General features: G+C 71.8%; 19 protein-coding genes and 1 pseudogene. 5 read left to right on the top strand and 15 right to left on the bottom strand.

All coding sequences use genetic code 11. From position 1 onward, the window contains the following. Nucleotides 1-121: 121 nt before the first annotated feature. From AB0N17_RS43015 to AB0N17_RS42980, 8 genes are all read right to left on the bottom strand, one after another. Nucleotides 122-889, bottom strand: a complete 768-nt coding sequence (locus tag AB0N17_RS43015; RefSeq protein WP_366017148.1) for a DUF3159 domain-containing protein — start codon at nucleotides 887-889, stop codon at nucleotides 122-124. Between the two features lie 3 nt (nucleotides 890-892). After that, the gene (locus tag AB0N17_RS43010) at nucleotides 893-1,291 is read right to left on the bottom strand and encodes an OB-fold nucleic acid binding domain-containing protein (RefSeq protein WP_366017147.1); all 399 of its coding nucleotides are present in this window, start codon (nucleotides 1,289-1,291) and stop codon (nucleotides 893-895) included. Nucleotides 1,292-1,334: 43 nt separating this feature from the next. Then, entirely contained in the window at nucleotides 1,335-2,054 is a 720-nt protein-coding gene (locus AB0N17_RS43005; protein WP_366017146.1) for a response regulator, read from the bottom strand. After that, nucleotides 2,048-4,606 (bottom strand): sensor histidine kinase KdpD, encoded by a 2,559-nt coding sequence (locus AB0N17_RS43000; RefSeq protein WP_366017145.1) that lies wholly within the window; start codon nucleotides 4,604-4,606, stop codon nucleotides 2,048-2,050. Before AB0N17_RS43000 ends, AB0N17_RS43005 begins: the two co-directional genes overlap by 7 nt. A 143-nt stretch (nucleotides 4,607-4,749) precedes the next feature. Then, nucleotides 4,750-5,445 carry an ABC transporter ATP-binding protein gene (locus AB0N17_RS42995; RefSeq protein ID WP_366017144.1) on the bottom strand — a complete coding sequence of 232 codons (696 nt, stop codon included), beginning with the start codon at nucleotides 5,443-5,445 and terminating at the stop codon, nucleotides 4,750-4,752. Nucleotides 5,446-5,682: 237 nt separating this feature from the next. Then, on the bottom strand, nucleotides 5,683-6,447 hold the full coding sequence (locus AB0N17_RS42990) for a DUF3710 domain-containing protein (RefSeq protein ID WP_366017143.1): 765 nt from the start codon (nucleotides 6,445-6,447) through the stop codon (nucleotides 5,683-5,685). A gap of 1 nt (nucleotide 6,448) precedes the next feature. Then, on the bottom strand, nucleotides 6,449-7,000 hold the full coding sequence (gene dut, locus AB0N17_RS42985; protein WP_366017142.1) for a dUTP diphosphatase: 552 nt from the start codon (nucleotides 6,998-7,000) through the stop codon (nucleotides 6,449-6,451). Next, the gene (locus AB0N17_RS42980) at nucleotides 6,997-7,581 is read right to left on the bottom strand and encodes a PaaI family thioesterase (RefSeq protein WP_366017141.1); all 585 of its coding nucleotides are present in this window, start codon (nucleotides 7,579-7,581) and stop codon (nucleotides 6,997-6,999) included. Before AB0N17_RS42980 ends, dut begins: the two co-directional genes overlap by 4 nt. 58 nt (nucleotides 7,582-7,639) lie before the next feature. On the opposite strand from AB0N17_RS42980, the gene AB0N17_RS42975 reads away from it, so the two are divergent. Then, nucleotides 7,640-8,104: a DUF3093 domain-containing protein gene (locus tag AB0N17_RS42975; protein ID WP_366017140.1), complete on the top strand. Its 465-nt coding sequence runs from the start codon at nucleotides 7,640-7,642 to the stop codon at nucleotides 8,102-8,104. A gap of 43 nt (nucleotides 8,105-8,147) precedes the next feature. On the opposite strand, the gene AB0N17_RS42970 is transcribed toward AB0N17_RS42975, so the two are convergent. The 4 genes from AB0N17_RS42970 to AB0N17_RS42955 form a co-directional block, all read right to left on the bottom strand. Next, nucleotides 8,148-9,062, bottom strand: a complete 915-nt coding sequence (locus AB0N17_RS42970; RefSeq protein ID WP_366017139.1) for a hypothetical protein — start codon at nucleotides 9,060-9,062, stop codon at nucleotides 8,148-8,150. Between the two features lie 13 nt (nucleotides 9,063-9,075). Further along, nucleotides 9,076-9,372 (bottom strand): DUF4193 domain-containing protein, encoded by a 297-nt coding sequence (locus AB0N17_RS42965; protein ID WP_005481602.1) that lies wholly within the window; start codon nucleotides 9,370-9,372, stop codon nucleotides 9,076-9,078. 392 nt (nucleotides 9,373-9,764) lie between these two features. Next, the gene (locus AB0N17_RS42960) at nucleotides 9,765-11,021 is read right to left on the bottom strand and encodes a HAMP domain-containing sensor histidine kinase (protein WP_366017138.1); all 1,257 of its coding nucleotides are present in this window, start codon (nucleotides 11,019-11,021) and stop codon (nucleotides 9,765-9,767) included. Nucleotides 11,022-11,027: 6 nt separating this feature from the next. Beyond that, nucleotides 11,028-11,681: a response regulator transcription factor gene (locus tag AB0N17_RS42955; protein ID WP_003993508.1), complete on the bottom strand. Its 654-nt coding sequence runs from the start codon at nucleotides 11,679-11,681 to the stop codon at nucleotides 11,028-11,030. Nucleotides 11,682-12,096: 415 nt separating this feature from the next. On the opposite strand from AB0N17_RS42955, the gene AB0N17_RS42950 reads away from it, so the two are divergent. Continuing rightward, nucleotides 12,097-12,270, top strand: a complete 174-nt coding sequence (locus AB0N17_RS42950; RefSeq protein ID WP_366017137.1) for a hypothetical protein — start codon at nucleotides 12,097-12,099, stop codon at nucleotides 12,268-12,270. Nucleotides 12,271-12,349: 79 nt separating this feature from the next. On the opposite strand, the gene AB0N17_RS42945 is transcribed toward AB0N17_RS42950, so the two are convergent. Together AB0N17_RS42945 and AB0N17_RS42940 are read right to left on the bottom strand one after the other, a co-directional pair. Next, nucleotides 12,350-13,165 (bottom strand): inositol monophosphatase family protein, encoded by an 816-nt coding sequence (locus AB0N17_RS42945; protein ID WP_366017136.1) that lies wholly within the window; start codon nucleotides 13,163-13,165, stop codon nucleotides 12,350-12,352. Between the two features lie 8 nt (nucleotides 13,166-13,173). Continuing rightward, entirely contained in the window at nucleotides 13,174-14,301 is a 1,128-nt protein-coding gene (locus AB0N17_RS42940; protein WP_366017135.1) for a ferrochelatase, read from the bottom strand. A gap of 173 nt (nucleotides 14,302-14,474) precedes the next feature. Between AB0N17_RS42940 and AB0N17_RS42935 the strand changes: the two are divergent. Together AB0N17_RS42935 and AB0N17_RS42930 are read left to right on the top strand one after the other, a co-directional pair. After that, a pseudogene (locus AB0N17_RS42935) lies at nucleotides 14,475-15,712 on the top strand (MFS transporter). Continuing rightward, nucleotides 15,672-16,991: a D-arabinono-1,4-lactone oxidase gene (locus AB0N17_RS42930; RefSeq protein WP_366017134.1), complete on the top strand. Its 1,320-nt coding sequence runs from the start codon at nucleotides 15,672-15,674 to the stop codon at nucleotides 16,989-16,991. The pseudogene AB0N17_RS42935 and the gene AB0N17_RS42930 overlap by 41 nt, the downstream one beginning before the upstream one ends. On the opposite strand, the gene AB0N17_RS42925 is transcribed toward AB0N17_RS42930, so the two are convergent. Beyond that, on the bottom strand, nucleotides 16,915-17,652 hold the full coding sequence (locus AB0N17_RS42925) for a hypothetical protein (protein ID WP_366017133.1): 738 nt from the start codon (nucleotides 17,650-17,652) through the stop codon (nucleotides 16,915-16,917). The genes AB0N17_RS42930 and AB0N17_RS42925 overlap by 77 nt on opposite strands. Before the next feature lie 480 nt (nucleotides 17,653-18,132). On the opposite strand from AB0N17_RS42925, the gene sepH reads away from it, so the two are divergent. Further along, the gene (gene sepH / locus AB0N17_RS42920) at nucleotides 18,133-19,173 is read left to right on the top strand and encodes a septation protein SepH (RefSeq protein WP_366017132.1); all 1,041 of its coding nucleotides are present in this window, start codon (nucleotides 18,133-18,135) and stop codon (nucleotides 19,171-19,173) included. The last annotated feature ends 144 nt before the right edge of the window (nucleotides 19,174-19,317 follow it).

Genomic DNA, 19,317 nt, shown 5'->3' with positions numbered 1-19,317 from the left:
GGGGCCGGGGCCGGGGTGCCGACGTCCGGCACCGTGCCGCCCTCTGCCTCCCACACGTCCGCCCCGGACGGGTCGGACACCACGGCAGCCGAGGGCGCCCTTCTCGTCGTACGGCGGCCGTCTACGCCTCGCGGCGGTGCCGGCCTCCCGCCGGCTCGCCGCCTTCCGCGGCCGTCGCGGCCAGGCGCTCCTTCTCGGCCTGCTCCTCGGCCTCCATCTCGGCGAAGACGTCGATCGGCGCCGGCGCCTTCGCGAGGAAGACCCAGGTGAGCCAGACGGCCAGCAGGAACGGCGGGATCTTCAGGGCGATCAGGACCCAGCCCAGCTTGGTGGTGTCGGACCACCAGTACAGCGGGAAGAGGATCGCGCACTTGGCGAGCAGGATCAGACCCCAGGCCCAACTGGCCTTCGCGTACGCCCTCTTGCGGCCGGGGTTGCGGGTCCGCCAGGAGAGGTTCTCCTTGAAGACCGGGCCGAGGATGAGACCCATCAGGGGCACCCCGGCGAGGGTCGTGACGATGTACGCCAGCGCCAGTCCCAGCGTGTAGAGCATGCCGGGGAGGTAGAAGTTCTTGGCGTCGCCGGTGAACATCGCGAACGCGACACCGAAGGCCACGCCGAACACGCCGCTGAAGGCGTGCTTGACGGTGTCCTTCATGGCCAGCCGGACGACGACCAGGATCAGGGAGACGGCCAGCGCGGCGATCGCCGACAGGTGCAGGTTCTTGTTGACCGTGTAGATCGCGACGAACAGCAGGCCCGGCACGACCGTCTCGACCATGCCACGGACACCGCCGAACGCCTCGAACAGCGCGGCCTCGGTCACCGCACGGGCATCGTCCGACGGGGGGCTGTCGGTGTCTTGGGTCGGCTTGTCGAGGGACGTCACCGGCTACTCCCGTCCGAGGGGTCGCAGTTCGTATTTCGGGTTGAACAGCACCCGGTGGCCCCGGCTCATGGAGATCCGGCCCGATGCGATCAGCTTGCGCCCCGGTTCTATGCCCACGATGGAACGCCTGCCGAGCCACACCACGTCCAGCGCGGCGGTGCCGTCGAACAGCTCGGCCTCCAGGGCCGGGACCCCGGCACGCGGACGCAGAGTGACCGTGCGCAAGGTACCAGTTACGGTGACGATCTGCCGGTCGTGGCAGTCGCCGATCTTGACGCAGCCGGTGGTCTCGGCATCCTCGCGCAACTCCTCGGACTCCAGGTCCTCCTGCGACGAGGAGAGCCGGTCGAGCATGCGCCGGAACCGGCCGGCCGGCTTTTCGGAACGAGGAACGGCAGTCATACCTGAAGCGTACCGGGGTGCACCGACGGCGCCGTAGCGCAGCTCACTTCTCGAACCGGTACCCCATACCCGGCTCGGTGATGAAGTGCCGGGGGTGCGAGGGGTCCGTCTCCAGCTTCCTGCGCAGTTGCGCCATGTACACCCGCAGGTAGTTGGTCTCCGTGCCGTACGACGGCCCCCACACCTCCTGCAGCAGCTGCTTCTGGCTGACCAGGCGGCCGGTGTTGCGGACCAGGACCTCCAGCAGGTGCCACTCGGTCGGGGTGAGCCGGACGTCCTTGCCGGCGCGGTTGACCTTCTTCGCGGCCAGGTCGACGGCGAAGTCCTCGGTCTCCACGGTCGTCACGTCGCCCTCGCCGGGCCCGACCGGCTCGGCCCGGCGCACGGCGGCGCGCAGCCGGGCCAGCAGCTCGTCCATGCCGAAGGGCTTGGTGACGTAGTCGTCGGCGCCCGCGTCCAGCGCCTCCACCTTCTCGTCGGAGGAGTGGCGGGCCGACAGGACCAGGATCGGCACCCGGGTCCAGCCGCGCAGGCCCCGGATGACCTCGACGCCGTCCATGTCGGGCAGCCCCAGGTCGAGGACGACGACGTCGGGATGGCGGGAGGCGGCGAGGTCGAGGGCGGTCCTGCCGTCCGGGGCCGCGTCGACCTCGTACTTGCGCGCCTTGAGGTTGATCACGAGGGCCCGCACGATCTGCGGCTCGTCCTCGACCACGAGCACCCTCGTGGGGGTCTGGGGGGTCCCCCCATTCGGGCTCAGCATAGGGTCTGCCTTTCTGGTTCCGGGGAGTCCTCCCCCGCGGGAAGGGACTCGGGACGCGTCGCCGCCGCGCGGAGGCTGAGGACCATGGTGAGTCCGCCGCCCGGCGTGTCCTCGGCGTTGAGGGTGCCGTTCATGGCCTCGGCGAAGCCCCGGGCCACCGCGAGGCCGAGCCCGACGCCGGCGCCGCGCGGAGCGTCACCGTACCGCTGGAAGGGCTCGAAGATCCGGTCCTTCGCCTCGTCCGGCACGCCCGGCCCGCGGTCCACCACCCGCACCTCGACCCGGTCGGCTATGGCGCTGGCGGAGACCAGCACCCGGCGACCGCGCGGACTGTACTTGACGGCGTTCTCCACCAGGTTGGCCACGGACCGCTCCAGCAGCCCGGGGTCCACGGCGACCATCGGCAGGGTCTCGGGCACGTCCAGCTCGACGCTGTCCTCGGGTACTCCCCCGAGCGCCATCGGCACGACCTCGTCGAGGTCGATCTCGCGGATGAGCGGGGTGACGGTGCCGGTCTGCAGGCGGGACATGTCGAGGAGGTTGCCCACGAGGTGGTCGAGCCGGTCGGCGCCCTCCTCGATGCCCTCCAGCAGCTCCGCCTGGTCCTCCTCGGACCAGGCCACGTCGTCGGAGCGGAGGCTGGAGACGGCGGCCTTGATGCCGGCCAGCGGGGTGCGCAGGTCGTGGCTGACGGCGGCCAGCAGGGCGGTGCGGATGCGGTTGCCCTCGGCGAGCGTGCGGGCCTGGTCGGCCTCTTCCTGCAGCCGCCTGCGGTCCAGGGCGACGGCGGCCTGCGCGGCGAAGGCGGCCAGCACCCGGCGGTCCTCGGCGGGCAGCACCCGGCCGGTGAGCGCGAGCGCCATGTGGTCGCCGACCGGCATGTCCACGTCGGCCTGCTCGGGCCGCTCCAGCGGGGGCCCGAATCCGGCGCGTCCGGCACAGGTCCACGGATCGACGTCGCTCACCCGCTCCAGCAGCGCGGCCGACTCCATCGCGAAGGTCTCGCGGACCCGCTCCAGCAGCTCCTCCAGGCTGGTCTCGCCGCGCAGCACGTTCCCGGCCAGGAAGGAGAGGATCTCGGACTCGGCGCGCAGCCGGGCCGCCTGGTGGGTGCGCCGGGCGGCGAGGTCCACCACCGAGGCCACCGACATGCCGACGCCGAAGAAGATCGCGATGGCGACGATGTTCTTCGGGTCGGCGATGGTCAGGCGGTGCAGGGGCGGGGTGTAGAAGTAGTTCAGCAGCAGCGAGCCGAACGCCGCCGAGGCCAGGGCGGGCAGCAGGCCGCCCAGCAGCGCCGCCGCGACGGTGACGGCCAGGAACAGCAGCATGTCGTTGGCGAGGCCGAGGTCGACGGTGTTCAGCAGCACCGCCAGGACCGCGGGTCCCGCCAGGCCGACGCCCCAGCCCCAGATGATCCGGGCCCGGCCGAGGCGTGCGCCCCGGGCGACGGGCAGTCCCCGGCCCTTGGCGACCTCCTCGTGGGTGACGATGTGGACGTCGAGGTCGGGTCCGGACTCGCGGGCGACGGTGGCGCCGACGCCCGGCCCGAAGACGTACTGCCAGGCCTTGCGGCGCGAGGAGCCGAGCACGATCTGGGTGGCGTTGACGCCGCGCGCGAAGGCGAGCAGGGCGGCCGGTATGTCGTCGCCGACCACGTGGTGGAAGGTGCCGCCCAGATCCTCCACGAGGGTGCGCTGGACGGCCAGCTCCTTCGGGGAGGCCGAGGTCAGCCCGTCGCTGCGGGCTATGTACACGGCGAGCACCTCCCCGCCGGCGCCCTTCTCGGCCAGTCGCGCGGCCCGGCGGATCAGCGTGCGCCCCTCGGGGCCGCCGGTCAGCCCCACCACGATCCGCTCCCGCGAACCCCAGATCCGGGAGACCCGGTGTTCGCTGCGGTACTCGTTCAGGTACTCGTCGACCCGGTCGGCCACCCAGAGCAGCGCCAGCTCGCGCAGGGCGGTCAGGTTGCCGGGGCGGAAGTAGTTGGACAGGGCCGCGTCGACCTTGTCGGGCTGGTAGATGTTGCCGTGCGCCATGCGGCGGCGCAGGGCCTGCGGGGACATGTCGACCAACTCGATCTGGTCGGCCCGCCGTACCACCTCGTCGGGGACGGTCTCGCGCTGCCGTACCCCGGTGATCGACTCGACGACGTCACCGAGTGACTCCAGGTGCTGGATGTTGACGGTGGAGACGACGTCGATCCCGTCGGCCAGCAGCTCCTCCACGTCCTGCCAGCGCTTGGCGTTGCGGGAGCCGGGGACGTTGGTGTGGGCGAGCTCGTCCACGAGGGCGACGGCCGGCGCCCGGCGCAGTACGGCGTCGACGTCCATCTCGCCGAAGGTGGCGCCCCGGTGCTGCAGTTCCCTGCGCGGCACCTGCTCCAAACCGTGCAGCATCACCTCGGTGCGGGGCCGGTCGTGGTGCTCGACGAAGGCCACGACACAGTCCTTGCCGCGCTCCACCCGGCGGTGCGCCTCGGACAGCATCGCGTAGGTCTTGCCCACGCCCGGTGCCGCACCGAGGTAGATACGAAGCTTGCCGCGTGCCATGAACCCATTGTCTTCCCGTGACTGCCGCCTACGCAGCGTCGACCCTACGGCCAACAATCGCGGCATACGGGACGGGATGGCGGGTCGCGGGCAACTTTGACGCAACCCTGATGACCCGGCCGGCTCAGCTCTCGAGGACCGGTTCAGCTCTCGACGATCTCGCCGTCGCGCAGCTCCAGCACCCGGTCGGCCAGGTCCAGCAGGGTCGCGTCGTGGGTGGCGACCAGGGCGGTGGCCCGCTCGCTGTGCACGACGGCCCGCAGCAGCTCCATGACGGCGTGTCCGGTCTCGGCGTCGAGCTGGCCGGTCGGTTCGTCGGCGATGAGCAGGGCGGGCCGGTTGGCGAGGGCGCGCGCGATGGCGACCCGCTGCTGCTGGCCGCCGGACAGCTCGCCGGGCCGCTGGGCCGCGTGTCCGGCGAGTCCGACCAGCGAGAGCAGCAGCTCGACGCGCTCCTCGCGCGCGTGCGGGTCGGCGCGGCGCAGCCGCAGCGGTACGCCGACGTTCTCGGCGGCGGTGAGGATCGGGATGAGGCCGAAGGACTGGAAGACGAACCCGATCCGGTCCCGGCGCAGCCGCAGCAGCTCGTCCTCGCCCAGCCCGCCCAGCTGGAGCCCGTCCACCTCGACCCGCCCCCGGTCGGGCGCGTCGAGCCCGCCGACGATGTTCAGCAGGGTGGTCTTGCCGGACCCTGAACGCCCCTTGAGGGCGACGAGTTCCCCACGCCCCACCTCCAGGGACACCCCCCGCAGCGCGTGCACGGCGCCGGCACCCCGCCCGAACGACCTGTGCACGTCCTCGACGCGCACCATGGTGTCGGTGACCACCTGACCGCCCATACCGCCTCCCCCGTGGACCGGGCGTCAGTATCACCGCTCGGGGCAAGGCCCCGGAAGGGGCGCGGAGAGGCTCTGTCCGGTATGCGGCTGCCGCCGCCAGGGCGCGAGCGACAACGACGACCCCGCACCCGGCGACGGAGCACGCCCCTGAAGGCCCCTGAAGGCTCACTCCGCGAAAAACGGGCCGCACCCCTCGAAGGCACGGCCCGTACGACCCGGCTGAACCCAGCGGAGCGCCTAGCGGACTTCGGTGATCTCCGGTCCCCGCTGCAGCTGCCCCATCCCCCCGGAGAAGCGCGAGGACTCCTCCTGCTGAACGCCCTCGGGGACCATCTGCGCGTCGTTGGGCAGCTTGAGGACGATCGGGTCGCGGGGCGCCATCGGGCCCTCGCCGCGGACCACGACCGTGTCGCGGAAGATCTGCTCCAGCAGTCCGGCGGCCTGCGGCTGCACCGCGCCCTGGCCGGAGATCACACCGCGCAGGAACCAGCGCGGGCCGTCCACGCCGACGAACCGGACGACCTGGAAGCCGCCGGTGCCGTCGGGCAGCTGCACCGGCACCTGGGCGCGCAGCTCCCAGCCGAGCGGTCCCTCGACCTCGTCGACGATGCCACCCTGCTGGGTGATGCCGGACCCGATCTCCTCGCGGACCTCTCCCCAGATGCCCTCGCGCTTGGGCGCGGCGAACGCCTGGAGCTGCACGGCGCTGTCCCGCAGGACGACGGTCGCGGCGACGATCGCGTCGCCGGCCACCTCGACCCGCAGCTCCATGCCGTCGACGCCCGGAATGAACAGCCCGCCGAGGTCGACACGGCCCTCGGCCGGGTCGCGCACCTCGCTGCTGTCCCACGGCCCGTCGGGCCGCGGTTCGGGCTCCAGCCGGACGCGCTCGCGCTCGGCCTCCACGTCCTCGTCCGCCTCGGTGTCGACGCTGTCGACGACCTGCTCGGCCTCGCCGGCCGCGTCCTCGGCGGCACCCTTCTTGTTGCGACGTCCGAACACGTCACTGTCCTTCCCGGTCGGATACGACCGAAGCGTATCGATTCCCACCTGTCGGACCGCCGTCGACGGCCCGACCGCTTGTGCCGCTCTCGTCGCCCACCGCGGCATGGCCACCGGTGGACCCGAAGCCCCCCTCGGCCCGCGCCGAGCCGGGAAGTTCCGCGACCTCCTGGAAGCGGACCCTCTCGACCTGCTGGACGACCAGTTGGGCAATCCGGTCGAAGCGCTCGAACCGCACGGCCTCGCGCGGGTCGAGATTCACCACGATCACCTTGATCTCCCCACGGTACCCGGCATCAACCGTCCCCGGGGCATTCACGAGGGCGACACCGCAGCGGGCGGCGAGGCCGGAGCGGGGATGCACGAAGGCCGCGTACCCCTCCGGGAGAGCGATCGACACTCCCGTGGGCAGCACGGCCCGCTCTCCGGGCGCCAGCTCGCACGCCTCGGTGGTGCGCAGGTCGGCTCCGGCGTCCCCGGGGTGCTCGTACGCCGGAAGCGGTACGTCGGGGTCGACGCGCCGGATCCGTACGTCGAGGGGGCTACGGCTCACGGGTTCACCTCGAAGGCACGGGCGCGCCGGATCTGGTCCGGGTCGTTCATGGCGGCCTGGATCTCCTCCTGGCGGCCGTGGTCGACGAAGTGGTCGACCTTCACCTCGATGAAGAGGGCGTCGGCGCGGACGGCGACGGGTCCGTCGGGGGCGCCGACGCGTCCGGTGGCGGTGGAGTAGATCTTCCGCCCGGCGACGGCGGTGACCTCGGCTTCCAGGTACAGCGTGGTGCCGAGGGGCACGGGCCGCACGAAGTCCGTCTCCAGCCGTCCCGTCACGGCGATGGTGCGCAGCAGCCAGTTCAGCGAGCCGAGGGTCTCGTCCAGGGCCGTGGCCAGCACTCCGCCGTGGGCGAGGCCCGGGGCGCCCTGGTGGGCGGGCTGGACGGTGAACTCGGCGGTCAGCGAGACGCCCTCACCGGCCCGCGCCTCCAGGTGCAGCCCGTGCGGCTGGCCGGGGCCGCATCCGAAACAGTGTTCGTAGTGGGCGCCGAGAAGTTCCCCGGGCGCGGGCGCGTCGGGGTGCCGTACCGGTTTCACCGCGTCGGCGGGGGGCTGAAGGCTTGCGGAACTACCACTCACATGCGCAGACCTTACCCGCGCGTCGGGGACACGCCGATCCCGTGCCAAGCTTGGCTCCATGCAGCTCTCCGCCACCCCCTACGAAGAACGCCTCACCGCCCCCCGCTCGTGGTGGCTGATCAGCTTTCTCGTGGGGGTCTCCTTCGCCCTCATCCTGCTCCCGTTCGGCACCCTGCCGCTGCTGGGCGGTCTGGTCGGCGGCACGGCCGCGGCGGCGGTGGTGGCCAGCGCCTACGGCTCACCGCGCATCCGTGTCGTGGGCGACTCGCTGATCGCGGGCGAGGCGAAGATCCCGGTGGCGGCGCTGGGCGGGTCGGAGGTGCTGGACGCGGAGGAGGCCCGCGCCTGGCGGACGTACAAGGCCGACACCCGCGCCTTCCTGCTGCTGCGGGCCTACATCCCCACGGCGCTGCGCGTGGAGGTCACCGACCCGCAGGACCCGACGCCGTACCTGTACCTGTCGACGCGGGAGCCGGAGCAGCTGGCGGCGGCGATCGAGGCGGCCCGGAAGGCGAACGCCTGACGGCGCCTTTCCCGCGACCCCGGCAGGATCCGAGGGAGAGGGCCTAGAGCTCTCCGGGGAGATCGCTCCACTTCAGGGGCTCCGCGGGCTCCTCCAGCGGCGGCAGCTCCGGCAGCCGGTCCCAGGGGACCTGGGTCTTGCGCAGGTCGCTGCGGATCCGGGAGGCGAGTCTGCGGGTGTCCCGGCGGTTCATGACCGCGCCGACCGCGGCGCCGACCATGAACGGCATCAGGTTGGGCAGGTCGCGGACCATCCGTTTCATGATCTGCTGGCGCAGTTCGCGCTTCATGCGGCCGCCCAGGGCCGCGTCGTACGTCGACGGCTTCATCACGTCGATCCCGCGCTCCCCCGACCAGGAGGACAGATACGCGGTGCTGCGGGTCGTGAGGTTTCCCTGCGGCCGCAGGCCGTAGACCTCGTGCAGTTCGGCGATGAGCTTCAGCTCGATCGCGGCGACCCCGGTGATCTCCGCGGCCAGCTCGGTCGGCATGGCCGGCGGTACCGGGAGCATCGCCGCGGCCCCGACGCCGGCTCCGATCGTGGAGGTCGCGGCCGCCGCGCCGGCCACGAGTTTGTCGGCGATCTCCTCGGGGCCGAGCCCCGGGAACTGCTTGCGCAGGGTCGCGAGGTCGCGTACGGGGATACGCGGGGCGATCTCGATGATCCGGTCCGCGAGGTACGCCAGGCCCGCGCGGGCGCGGCTGCCGCCCCTGCGGGCCCCTTCCCGGGCCATGTCCCGGGCTCTGTCACGCATCACCGCCGCCCGTCGCCTGGCGACGGGCGCGGGCTGCCGCTGCGGCGCCGGGTGGTCAGCCCGGTCGGCCGCCGCTTCGAGCGGGGCCACCGCTCCCGGTGAGCCCCGCTCGTCGTCACGCGCGCCGTGCGGGCCGTCGGACGGCCCTTCGTCCGCCTTCCCGAGGGAGAAGCGGCGCTTCCGGGGAGGGGTCGAGCCAGACACGGCCGACCCGTCCTCAGTCGCAGTCGCGGCAGATCGGCTGACCGTTCTTCTCCCGGGCCAGCTGGCTGCGGTGGTGCACCAGGAAGCAGCTCATGCACGTGAACTCGTCCTGCTGCTTCGGCAGCACCCGGACGGCCAGCTCCTCGTTCGAGAGGTCCGCTCCGGGCAGTTCGAGGCCCTCTGCGGCCTCGAACTCGTCGACGTCCACGGCGGAAGTGGACTTGTCGTTCCGCCGGGCCTTCAGCTCTTCCAAACTGTCCGAGTCGACGTCGTCGTCGGTCTTGCGTGGAGTGTCGTAATCGGTTGCCATATCGCTCTCCCCCTCTGGGTGTCTGCGGTGTCTCCAGCGCACGTAACGCGTGAGAGGCCGGACTTGTGCCCGACCTGAGGCGGAGATTTTGCCTCACATCAAGGTCTGTTACTCAATCGACACCCAGCCCGACCCCTCAAGTGTGATCGGCTTGGATGGCGGAGAGGACCGTACACGGTTCGAATGTCGCACCTCAAAGGCGCCTCACCGTGTACTTCCCGTGATCATGAGCCCTGAAAACCCGGACTTTCCCGGCTTTCCACCTTCTGTCATGATCACGGAGCGTACATGGCTGAAAATCCGCCCATGTGATTGATCACACAGTAAGAACCGTGTCGGGTGGTCCAGAAATTCCGCGCGGAGCGAACACGCTCCGCGTGTGTCGGACCTCGTCACATCGGCAGGGTGACACGCATCACCAGACCGCCGCCCTCGCGGGGCTGCGCCGCGATGTGGCCGCCGTGCGCGCGCGCCACCGACCGCACGATGGACAGACCGAGGCCGACGCCCTTGTCACTGCCCGTGCGCTCGGTGCGCAAACGCCTGAAGGGCTCGAACAGATTGTCGATCTCGTACGCCGGCACCACCGGTCCGGTGTTCGTCACGGTCAGCACCGCCTGTCCGTGCTGGACCTCGGTGTCGACCTCCACCCAGCCGTCCTCGGCCACGTTGTAGCGCACCGCGTTCTGGACCAGGTTCAGCGCGATCCGCTCCAGCAGCACGCCGTTGCCCTGCACCACGGCGGGCTTGCGCTCACCGCGGATCTTCACGCCCTTGGCATCGGCCTCCCCGTGCACCTGGTCGATGGCCTGGGTGGCCACCTCGGCCAGGTCGACGGGCTTGCGTTCGACGATCTGGTTGTCACTGCGGGCGAGCAGCAGCAGGCCCTCCACCAGCTGCTCGCTGCGCTCGTTGGTGGCCAGCAGCGTCTTCCCGAGCTGCTGCAGCTCCACCGGCGCGCCCGGGTCGGACAGGTGCACCTCCAGGAGCGTGCGGTTGATCGCCAGCGGGGTGCGCAGCTCGTGGGAGGCGTTTCCGACGAAGCGCTGCTGGGCGGTGAAGGCCCGCTGCAGCCGCTCCAGCATGTCGTCGAAGGTGTCGGCCAGCTCCTTCAGCTCGTCGTCCGGACCGTCCAGCTCGATCCGGCGGGACAGGTCGGAACCGGCCACCGCGCGGGCGGTGCGGGTGATCCGGCCGAGCGGGGACAGCACCCGGCCGGCCATCGCGTAGCCGAACGCGAAGGCGATCACGGCGAGGCCGAGCAGGGCCAGCAGGGAGCGGCTGAGCAGGTTGTCCAGCGCCGCCTGGCGCTGCTGGTCCACGCAGTGGGCGATCGCGTCGTTGAAGTCCGACAGCGGCAGCGTGCTGGAGTTGATCGCGGTGATCGCGGGGCAGTTGTCGCTGGAGACCCGGATCTGCGAACCGCTGACGATCTTGAACAACGGCTGGTTGCCGGTGCTGATCGCCTGGGCGGCGAGCAGGTAGATGATCGACAGCAGCAGGATGCCGGCGATCAGGAACATGCCGCCGTACAGCAGCGTGAGCCGTATGCGGATGGTCGGGCGCAGCCACGGGAAGGGGGGCTGCGGCCTTCGGGGGTCCCAGGTGGGCTTCGGCGGCGCCTGGGGCGGCGCGGGAGCGGCGGCCACGGCGGATCAGATCCGGTAGCCGGAGCCGGGGACGGTCACGATGACCGGCGGCTCGCCCAGCTTGCGGCGCAGGGTCATCACCGTCACGCGCACCACGTTGGTGAACGGGTCGGTGTTCTCGTCCCAGGCCTTCTCCAGCAACTGCTCCGCCGAGACCACGGCGCCCTCGCTGCGCATCAGCACCTCCAGCACCGCGAACTCCTTGGGCGCGAGCTGGACCTCCTTGCCGTCGCGGAAGACCTCGCGGCGGTTCGGGTCGAGCTTGATGCCGGCCCGCTCCAGGACGGGGGGCAGGGGCACGCTGGTGCGGCGGCCGAGGGCGCGCACGCGCGCGATCAGCTCGCTGAACGCGAACGGCTTGGGCAGATAGTCGTCGGCCCCGATCTCCAGGCCCTCGACCCGGTCGCTGACGTCACCGGAGGCGGTGAGCATGAGCACGCGGGTGGGCATGCCGAGCTCCACGATCTTGCGGCAGACGTCGTCGCCGTGCACGAGCGGGAGGTCGCGGTCGAGGACGACCACGTCGTAGTCGTTGACACCGATGCGCTCCAGGGCCGCCGCACCGTCGTACACGACGTCGACGGCCATGGCCTCCCGGCGCAGTCCGGTGGCCACCGCATCCGCGAGCAGTTGCTCGTCCTCGACGACGAGTACGCGCACGTCGCTTGTCCTTCCTGATGTCCACCCGCGTAGCGCGCCGTGAGCGCGTGCGGGCAGGGGTGTTCGTGGGGTGTGACCTCCATCCTGCCCTTTTCGGCCGTAAGTCGGCTGTAAGGCGGGTTGCGGACCGTACGGATCGGCGTCCTGGAGCGGGAATGCGGGATTTTCTCCGGCGGTTGAGGTTTCCGGGGAAGGGAGTGGGGGGAGGACCGCTTTACACCCCGCGATCACGCTCTGCATGTGCCGCAGCACCATGTGGTACTCCGCGATCCGCTTCGCAGAGTGGGCGTGGGTGTCCGGCACCGTCGCCGCCCGGCCGGGCAGCGCTGGGCACCTGCGAGAGACGTGACCGCCTCTTTTCCCTACGGCACACCCCCGTGCCACCGACCCACGACCCTGGACGAGGGGGCGCAGCATGGACGCTTTCACCGCAGGACTTCTGCAGCGCATAAGGGCGACCGAGTCCGACCTGACGCGGGCTCGTGACGAGGGCGACGACTTCCTCGTCGAGGTGGAGCAGGCAGAGCTCGACGACCTGCGCCGCCTCGCCGCCGAACACGGTGTGGAGGTCACCGCGTCACGCGTCTGATCGGCTCCGCAGTGCGCGAAGGGACCCCGGCGAATCCAGCGCCGGGGTCCCTTCGCGTCGTACGGGTCCTGGTCCCGTCTCAGTCGTGCCAGGCGCCGAAGTCCTCCAGCAGCCGCTGGAGGGGTTCGAAGACGCCCGGGCTACCCGCGACCGTCAGCTCCCCCGACGGGCGCTCTCCGGGGCGTCCACCGGTCAGCGCGCCCGCCTCCCGGGCGATGAGATCCCCCGCCGCGTGGTCCCAGGCGTGCAGACCGCGTTCGTAGTACCCGTCCAGCCGGCCGCCGGCCACGTCGCACAGGTCGACCGCCGCCGAGCCGCTGCGCCGGATGTCCCGCAGCAGCGGGATCAGCCGCGCGGCGACCTCGGCCTGGTGGGCGCGGACCCCGGCCACATAGTTGAAGCCGGTGGAGACCAGCGCCTGGTCCAGCGGGGGCGCGGGGCGGCAGGCGAGCGCCCGCTCGCCCTCCCACGCGCCCGTGGCCCACGCCCCCGCGCCACGCACGGCGTGATACGTCTCGCCACGCATCGGGGCCGCGACGACCCCGACGACGGTCTCGCCGTCCTGCTCGGCCGCGATGGACACCGCCCAGGTCGGCAGACCGTACAGGTAGTTCACCGTGCCGTCGAGCGGGTCGATCACCCAGCGGACGCCGCTCGTGCCCGGGGCGGAGGCGCCCTCCTCGCCGAGGAAGCCGTCGTCGGGCCGCCGGCCGGAGATCAGGTCCGTGATCAGTTTCTCCGCCGCGATGTCCATCTCGGTGACGACGTCGATCGGGCTGGACTTGGTCCTCGCGACGGACAGGCCGGCCGGGCGGCCGTCCCGCAGCAGCGCGCCGGCGCTCCCGGCGGCCTCGGCGGCCAGGTCGAGCAGTTCCCGGTGCAGGGGGTCGGTCACGGGTCTCCTCACGCGTAGGGGCTGTCGGCGCCGGCGGCGGCCGGGCGGGGCGCACGGGCGGGGCAGCAGCCGGCCGGGCAGAGGTCGTGGCTCGCGCCCAGCGCGCCCAGCGCGCAGGGAGTGACCTCCTGGCCGCGCTCCACGGCGGCGCGCTCGGTGATCAGCTCGCGGACCGCGGCGGCGAACCGCGGGTCGGCGCCCACGGTGGCCGAGCGGCGCACCGGCAGCCCCAGCTCCTGCGCCTTGGCCTCGGCCTCGGTGTCGAGGTCGTAGAGGACCTCCATGTGGTCGGAGACGAAGCCGATGGGGGCCATGACGACGGCCGGGGCGCCGGCGCCGTGCAGCTCCTCCAGGTGGTCGCAGATGTCCGGCTCCAGCCAGGGGATGTGCGGGGCACCGGAGCGGGACTGGTAGACGAGCCGCCAGGGGTGGTCGGCCCCCGTGCGCTCGCGGACGGCGTCGGCGATCAGCTGGGCCACGTCCAGGTGCTGCTCGACGTAGGCGCCGCCCTCGCCGTGCGCCTCGACCGGGCCGGAGGTGTCGGCGGCGGAGGCCGGGATGGAGTGCGTGGTGAAGGCGATGTGGGCGCCGGCCCGGACGTCCTCGGGGAGGTCGGCGAGGGAGCGCAGCACGCCGTCGATCATGGGCTCGACGAAGCCGGGGTGGTTGAAGTAGTGCCGCAGCTTGTCGACTCTCGGCGGCTCCAGGCCCTCGGCCCGCAGCGTGGCCAGCGCGTCGGCGAGGTTCTCCCGGTACTGCCGGCAGCCCGAGTACGAGGCGTAGGCGCTGGTGGCGAGCACCAGGACGCGGCGGCGGCCGTCGGCGGCCATCTCGCGCAGGGTGTCCGTCAGGTAGGGCGCCCAGTTGCGGTTGCCCCAGTAGACCGGCAGGTCCAGGCCGTGCTCGGCGAAGTCCTTGCGCAGGGCGTCCAGCAGGGCACGGTTCTGGTCGTTGATGGGGCTGACCCCGCCGAACAGGAAGTAGTGCTGCCCGACTTCCTTCAGGCGTTCCTTCGGGATGCCGCGCCCGCGCGTGACGTTCTCCAGGAAAGGGACCACGTCGTCCGGGCCTTCGGGACCGCCGAAGGAGAGCAGGAGCAGGGCGTCGTACGGGGTGGCATCGAGCGCGTCTGGCATGCCTCGATCCTGCCACCCGGCGCTGACAGCCGGGAAACAGCCGGGTGAAGAGTCGGGTTCCAGTGGGTTTAGTGCGCTTTTTCCAGCCGTAATACGAGGTGCCTTTAGGGTCACCTAACTCGTAATCTGTACCAGCTGCATTCGCGCCTTACCGAGCCGTTTCCGGAGACCACGTGCCCACCCCCTACAGAGCCCTGTTCGAGATGCCCGGCACCAAGGCCTTCTCGGCCGCGGGCTGCTCGGCCGGATGCCGCTGTCCATGATGGGCATCGGCGTGGTCACGATGATCTCCCAGCTCACCGGGCGGTACGGGCTCGCGGGCGCGCTGTCGGCCACCATCGCGCTGTCCGCCGCGGCGATCGGACCGCAGATCTCCCGGCTGGTCGACCGGCACGGGCAGCGCCGGGTGCTGCGCCCCGCGACCCTGGTGACCCTCGTGGCGGCGGCCGGGCTGCTGCTCGCGGCGCACTTCGAGTGGCCGGACTGGGCGCTGTTCGTGTGCGCCGCCGGGATCGGCTCGGTGCCCAGCCTCGGCGCGATGATCCGGGCCCGCTGGGCGGCGCTGTACCGGGGCACGCCGAAGCTGCACACCGCGTACTCGTTCGAGTCGGTCGTCGACGAGGTGTGCTTCATCTTCGGCCCGATCATCTCCATCGGGCTGTCGACGGCCTGGTTCCCGGAGGCGGGACCGCTGCTGGCCGCCTGCTTCCTGGCGGCCGGCGTCCTCTGGCTCACCGCGCAGCGCGCCACCGAGCCGGAGCCGCACCCGCGCGAGAAGCACGGCGGCGGCAGCGCCCTGCGCTCGGCCGGGCTGCAGGTGCTGGTGGCGACCTTCGCGGCGACCGGCACGATCTTCGGGGCGGTGGACGTGGTCACGGTCGCCTTCGCCGACGAGCGCGGCCACAAGGGCGCCGCGAGCGTGGTACTCGCGCTGTACGCGGCCGGTTCCTGCGTGGCCGGCGTGGTCTTCGGGCTGCTGCGCTTCGCCGGGCGCCCGGAACGTCGCTGGCTGCTGGGCGTGGCGGCGATGGCCGTGAGTATGATCCCCCTCCTACTGGTCGGAAACCTGCCGCTTCTGGCCGTGGCGCTGTTCGTGGCGGGGCTGTCCATCGCGCCGACGATGATCACGACGATGTCCCTCATCGAAGAGCACGTACCTCGCGCGCAGCTCACCGAGGGCATGACCTGGGTGAGCACCGGCCTCGCGGTCGGTGTCGCGCTCGGCTCCTCCGCGGCCGGCTGGGTGATCGACTCGGCCGGGGCGCACGCCGGGTACGGGGTTCCGGTGGTGTCCGGAGCCGTCGCGGTCGTGGTCGGTTTCCTCGGGTACCGCCGGCTCAGCAGGCCGGCCGCGGGTCGGGGAGGCACCGTTGAGCAGCACAGCGAGCGGGAAGAACGGCACCTGGCGTAACTGGGGCGGGAACGTCGCCGCACGGCCCGCCCGGCAGGTGATGCCGGCCTCGGTGGAGGAGCTGGCCGCGGCGGTGCGCCGGGCACGCGAGGACGGCCTGAAGGTGAAGGCGGTCGGGACCGGCCACTCCTTCACGTCGATCGCCGCCACCGACGGTGTGTTGATCCGCCCTCAACTGTTGACGGGTATCCGCACCGTCGACCGGGCCGCCATGACGGTCACGGTGGAGGCGGGCACCCCGCTCAAGCGGCTCAACGCGGCTCTCGCGCGCGAGGGCCTGTCGCTCACCAACATGGGCGACATCATGGAGCAGACCGTCTCCGGGGCCACCAGCACCGGCACGCACGGCACGGGCCGTGCGTCCGCCTCCATCGCCGCCCAGATCAAGGGGCTGGAGCTGGTGACGGCGGACGGCTCGGTGCTGACCTGCTCCGAGAAGGAGAACCCGGAGGTCTTCGCCGCGGCCCGCATAGGCCTCGGCGCGCTCGGCGTCGTCACCGCGATCACGTTCGCCGTGGAGCCGCTGTTCCTGCTCACCGCGCGGGAGGAGCCGATGCCCCTCGACCGGGTGCTCGCCGAGTTCGATCAACTGTGGGCGGAGAACGAGCACTTCGAGTTCTACTGGTTCCCGCACACCGTCAGCACCAACACCAAGCGCAACAACCGCAGCGCCGGTCCCGAGCAGCCCGTGGGGCAGCTGGCCGGCTGGATCGAGGACGAGTTCCTCTCCAACGGCGTCTTCCAGGTGGCCCAGTGGGTCGGCCGCGCGGCCCCGGCCACCGTCCCCGCCCTCGCGCGGATCTCCAGCAAGGCCCTGTCCGCGCGGACGTACACGGACATCCCCTACAAGGTCTTCACCTCGCCGCGCCGGGTGCGCTTCGTGGAGATGGAGTACGCCGTCCCGCGCGCGGCCCTTACGGAGACGCTGCGTGAGCTGAAGGCCATGGTCGACCGCTCGGGCCTGCGGGTCAGCTTCCCCGTCGAGGTGCGCACCGCCCCGGCCGACGACATCACCCTGTCCACCGCCTCCGGCCGGGACAGCGCGTACGTCGCGGTCCACATGTTCCGGGGGACTCCCCACCAGGCCTACTTCACCGCCGCCGAGCGCATCTTCACCGCGCACGAGGGACGTCCGCACTGGGGCAAGGTGCACACCCGGGACGCCGAGTACTTCGCGCGGGTCTACCCGCGCTTCGACGAGTTCACGGCGCTGCGGGACCGTCTTGACCCGGAACGGCTGTTCCAGAACGACTACTTGCGGAGGGTCCTGGGGGCGTAGTCGTCGGGGCGGAGGCGCTCGGCGTGGGAGCCGGGGTGGCCTGGGTCCCGCTCGGCTCCGTGTCCGGGGAGCCGCTCGGCGCGGGCGTCGCCGAGTGCGCCGTACCGGTGTCGCCGGACCCGGTCCACCCGCTTCGGGACGAGTCCGAGGAGGGCGCGGAGGGCTCCGCGGGGCCGGAGGGCGACCGGGGTGTCGTACGGTCCGGCGCCGAGGAGGACGGGCTCCGGCCGGTGACCGCGTCGCTGACCGTCGTCCCCCTGCCGCCGCTGAAGCTGTTGCCCGACACCAGTTCGTAGGTGGTGATGCCGGCCATGGTCACCCCGAAGACCAGGGCGGCGGCGACGAGCGGGCGCCGCCGACCCCGCGCGCGGTAGACGGTGCCCTCGCCGAACCCGCCCGGGGGCGGTGGCGCTTGTTCCTGCGGCCGGGCGGCCACCGCGGTCCGCTCGCGCAGCTGCTCGCCGGTCCGCTTGAAGAAGTGCTGGAACAGCGTGCCCCCGCAGGTGGCGACGACGCTGACCACTCCCGCGCCGAGGATCGTGCCGTACACCCCGGCGTACGAGGCCAGTTTGGCCGCGACCACGGCGGCCAGCGCGCTGCCCGCGACCTGGGGGACGCTCAGGTCGAACCGCTTCCGACCCGCATCGGGCGTCTTACGCATACCCGGAACTTGCCTGCCTTTCCCGTGCTCAACCGACATAGATCGACCGACTGCACGAGAGAGGGACGTGCGAACGAAACCAATAGTTCCGTTTCTGGGGATTACGTGAACTTCGCCACGTTCATGATCGGTAAAACCGGTTGTTTGCGGCCAAGTCCCATCCCTTGCCAGAAGTTGGGCGGCGCGCCAATCCACGCACGTGGTCCGAATGGAGTACTGTTGCGAGCCCTGGGTCCGGTCTCCCACCAGGGTGCCCGCGGCCTCGCAGGACCGCCGGGAGGGGGCTAGTTGCACAGGGTGACAGAGTTGGTCACTTAGCGTTGCGAACAGGTAACCGTGCCATAACGGCGGTCCAGGGCCCGTGCCCGACACGCCGGGCAACTCGGCAAGGTTGTGGCAGGCTGCACCCGGGCAGGCCACACTCGACTAGCGGAAGCAGCGACGCACGTGACGTCGGCAGGCACCACCCGGGAGGTCCCCATGCCCGAACTGCGTGTCGTGGCCGTCTCGAATGACGGCACACGGCTGGTGCTCAAAGCTGCCGACTCTACGGAGTACACGCTTCCGATCGACGAACGGCTCCGCGCCGCCGTACGCGGCGACCGGCCCCGGCTCGGACAGATCGAGATCGAGGTCGAGAGCCATCTGCGCCCCCGTGACATCCAGGCGCGTATACGCGCGGGTGCCACCGCGGAAGAGGTCGCACAGCTCGCCGGCATCCCCGTCGACCGGGTACGGCGCTTCGAGGGTCCCGTGCTGGCCGAGCGCGCCTTCATGGCCGAGCGGGCCCGCAAGACCCCGGTCCGCCGCCCCGGCGAGAACTCCGGACCGCTGCTCGGCGAGGCCGTGCAGGAGCGGCTGCTGCTGCGCGGTGCCGAGAAGGACACCGTGCAGTGGGATTCCTGGCGCCGTGACGACGGCACCTGGGAGGTGCTGCTCGTCTACCTGGTCGCGGGCGAACCGCACTCGGCGAGCTGGACGTACGACCCGCCCCGGCGGCTCGTCCAGGCCGTGGACGACGAGGCACGCTCGCTGATCGGCGAGTCCGACGACCTCGCCGTGCCGGAGCCGAGCTTCCCGTTCGTCCCGCGCATCGCCCGGCTGCCGCGCGAGCGTTCGATGGACCGCGCCCTGGAGCGCAGCGACCGGGACCGGCCGAGCCTGCCCGCGCAGGCGTCCGAGCCCGCCGAGGAGAGCACCGGCGAACGCGACTCCCTGACCAGCCTGCTGGAGGCCGTCCCGAGCTTCCGGGGCGACTTGGTGGTCCCGGAGCGCCCGGCGGAGACCCCGGAGGAGCCCGCCGAGGAACCTGCCGTGGAAGAACCTCCGGCACCCGCCGCATCGGCCGGTTCGGCCTACGCGGACGTCCTCATGCCGCGCTCCGTCGGCAGCCACCGCGACCGGCTCGTCGGTGCCACCGACCGCCAGGCCGAGGCCGACGGCGTCCGCCCCGGCCGCCGCGCCGCCGTCCCGAGCTGGGACGAGATCGTGTTCGGCACGCGCCGCAAGAAGCAGGAGTAGCCGAGAAGCAGGAGCAGTACGGCCACGGCGGAGGGCAGGGGCACGCGCGCGTGCCCCCACCCCCCCCCCCCCGGCCAGGCGGGGCGCGCCCCCCCCCCCCCGGCGGGGCCGGTGCGAGGACCCCCACCCACACGAACCCGCGGA

The sequence above is a fragment of the Streptomyces sp. NPDC051133 genome (genome assembly GCF_040682635.1).
Lineage (GTDB): Bacteria > Actinomycetota > Actinomycetes > Streptomycetales > Streptomycetaceae > Streptomyces.
Note: the sequence above shows the minus strand (reverse complement) of the source record. Positions and strands in the feature narration are given on the sequence as shown.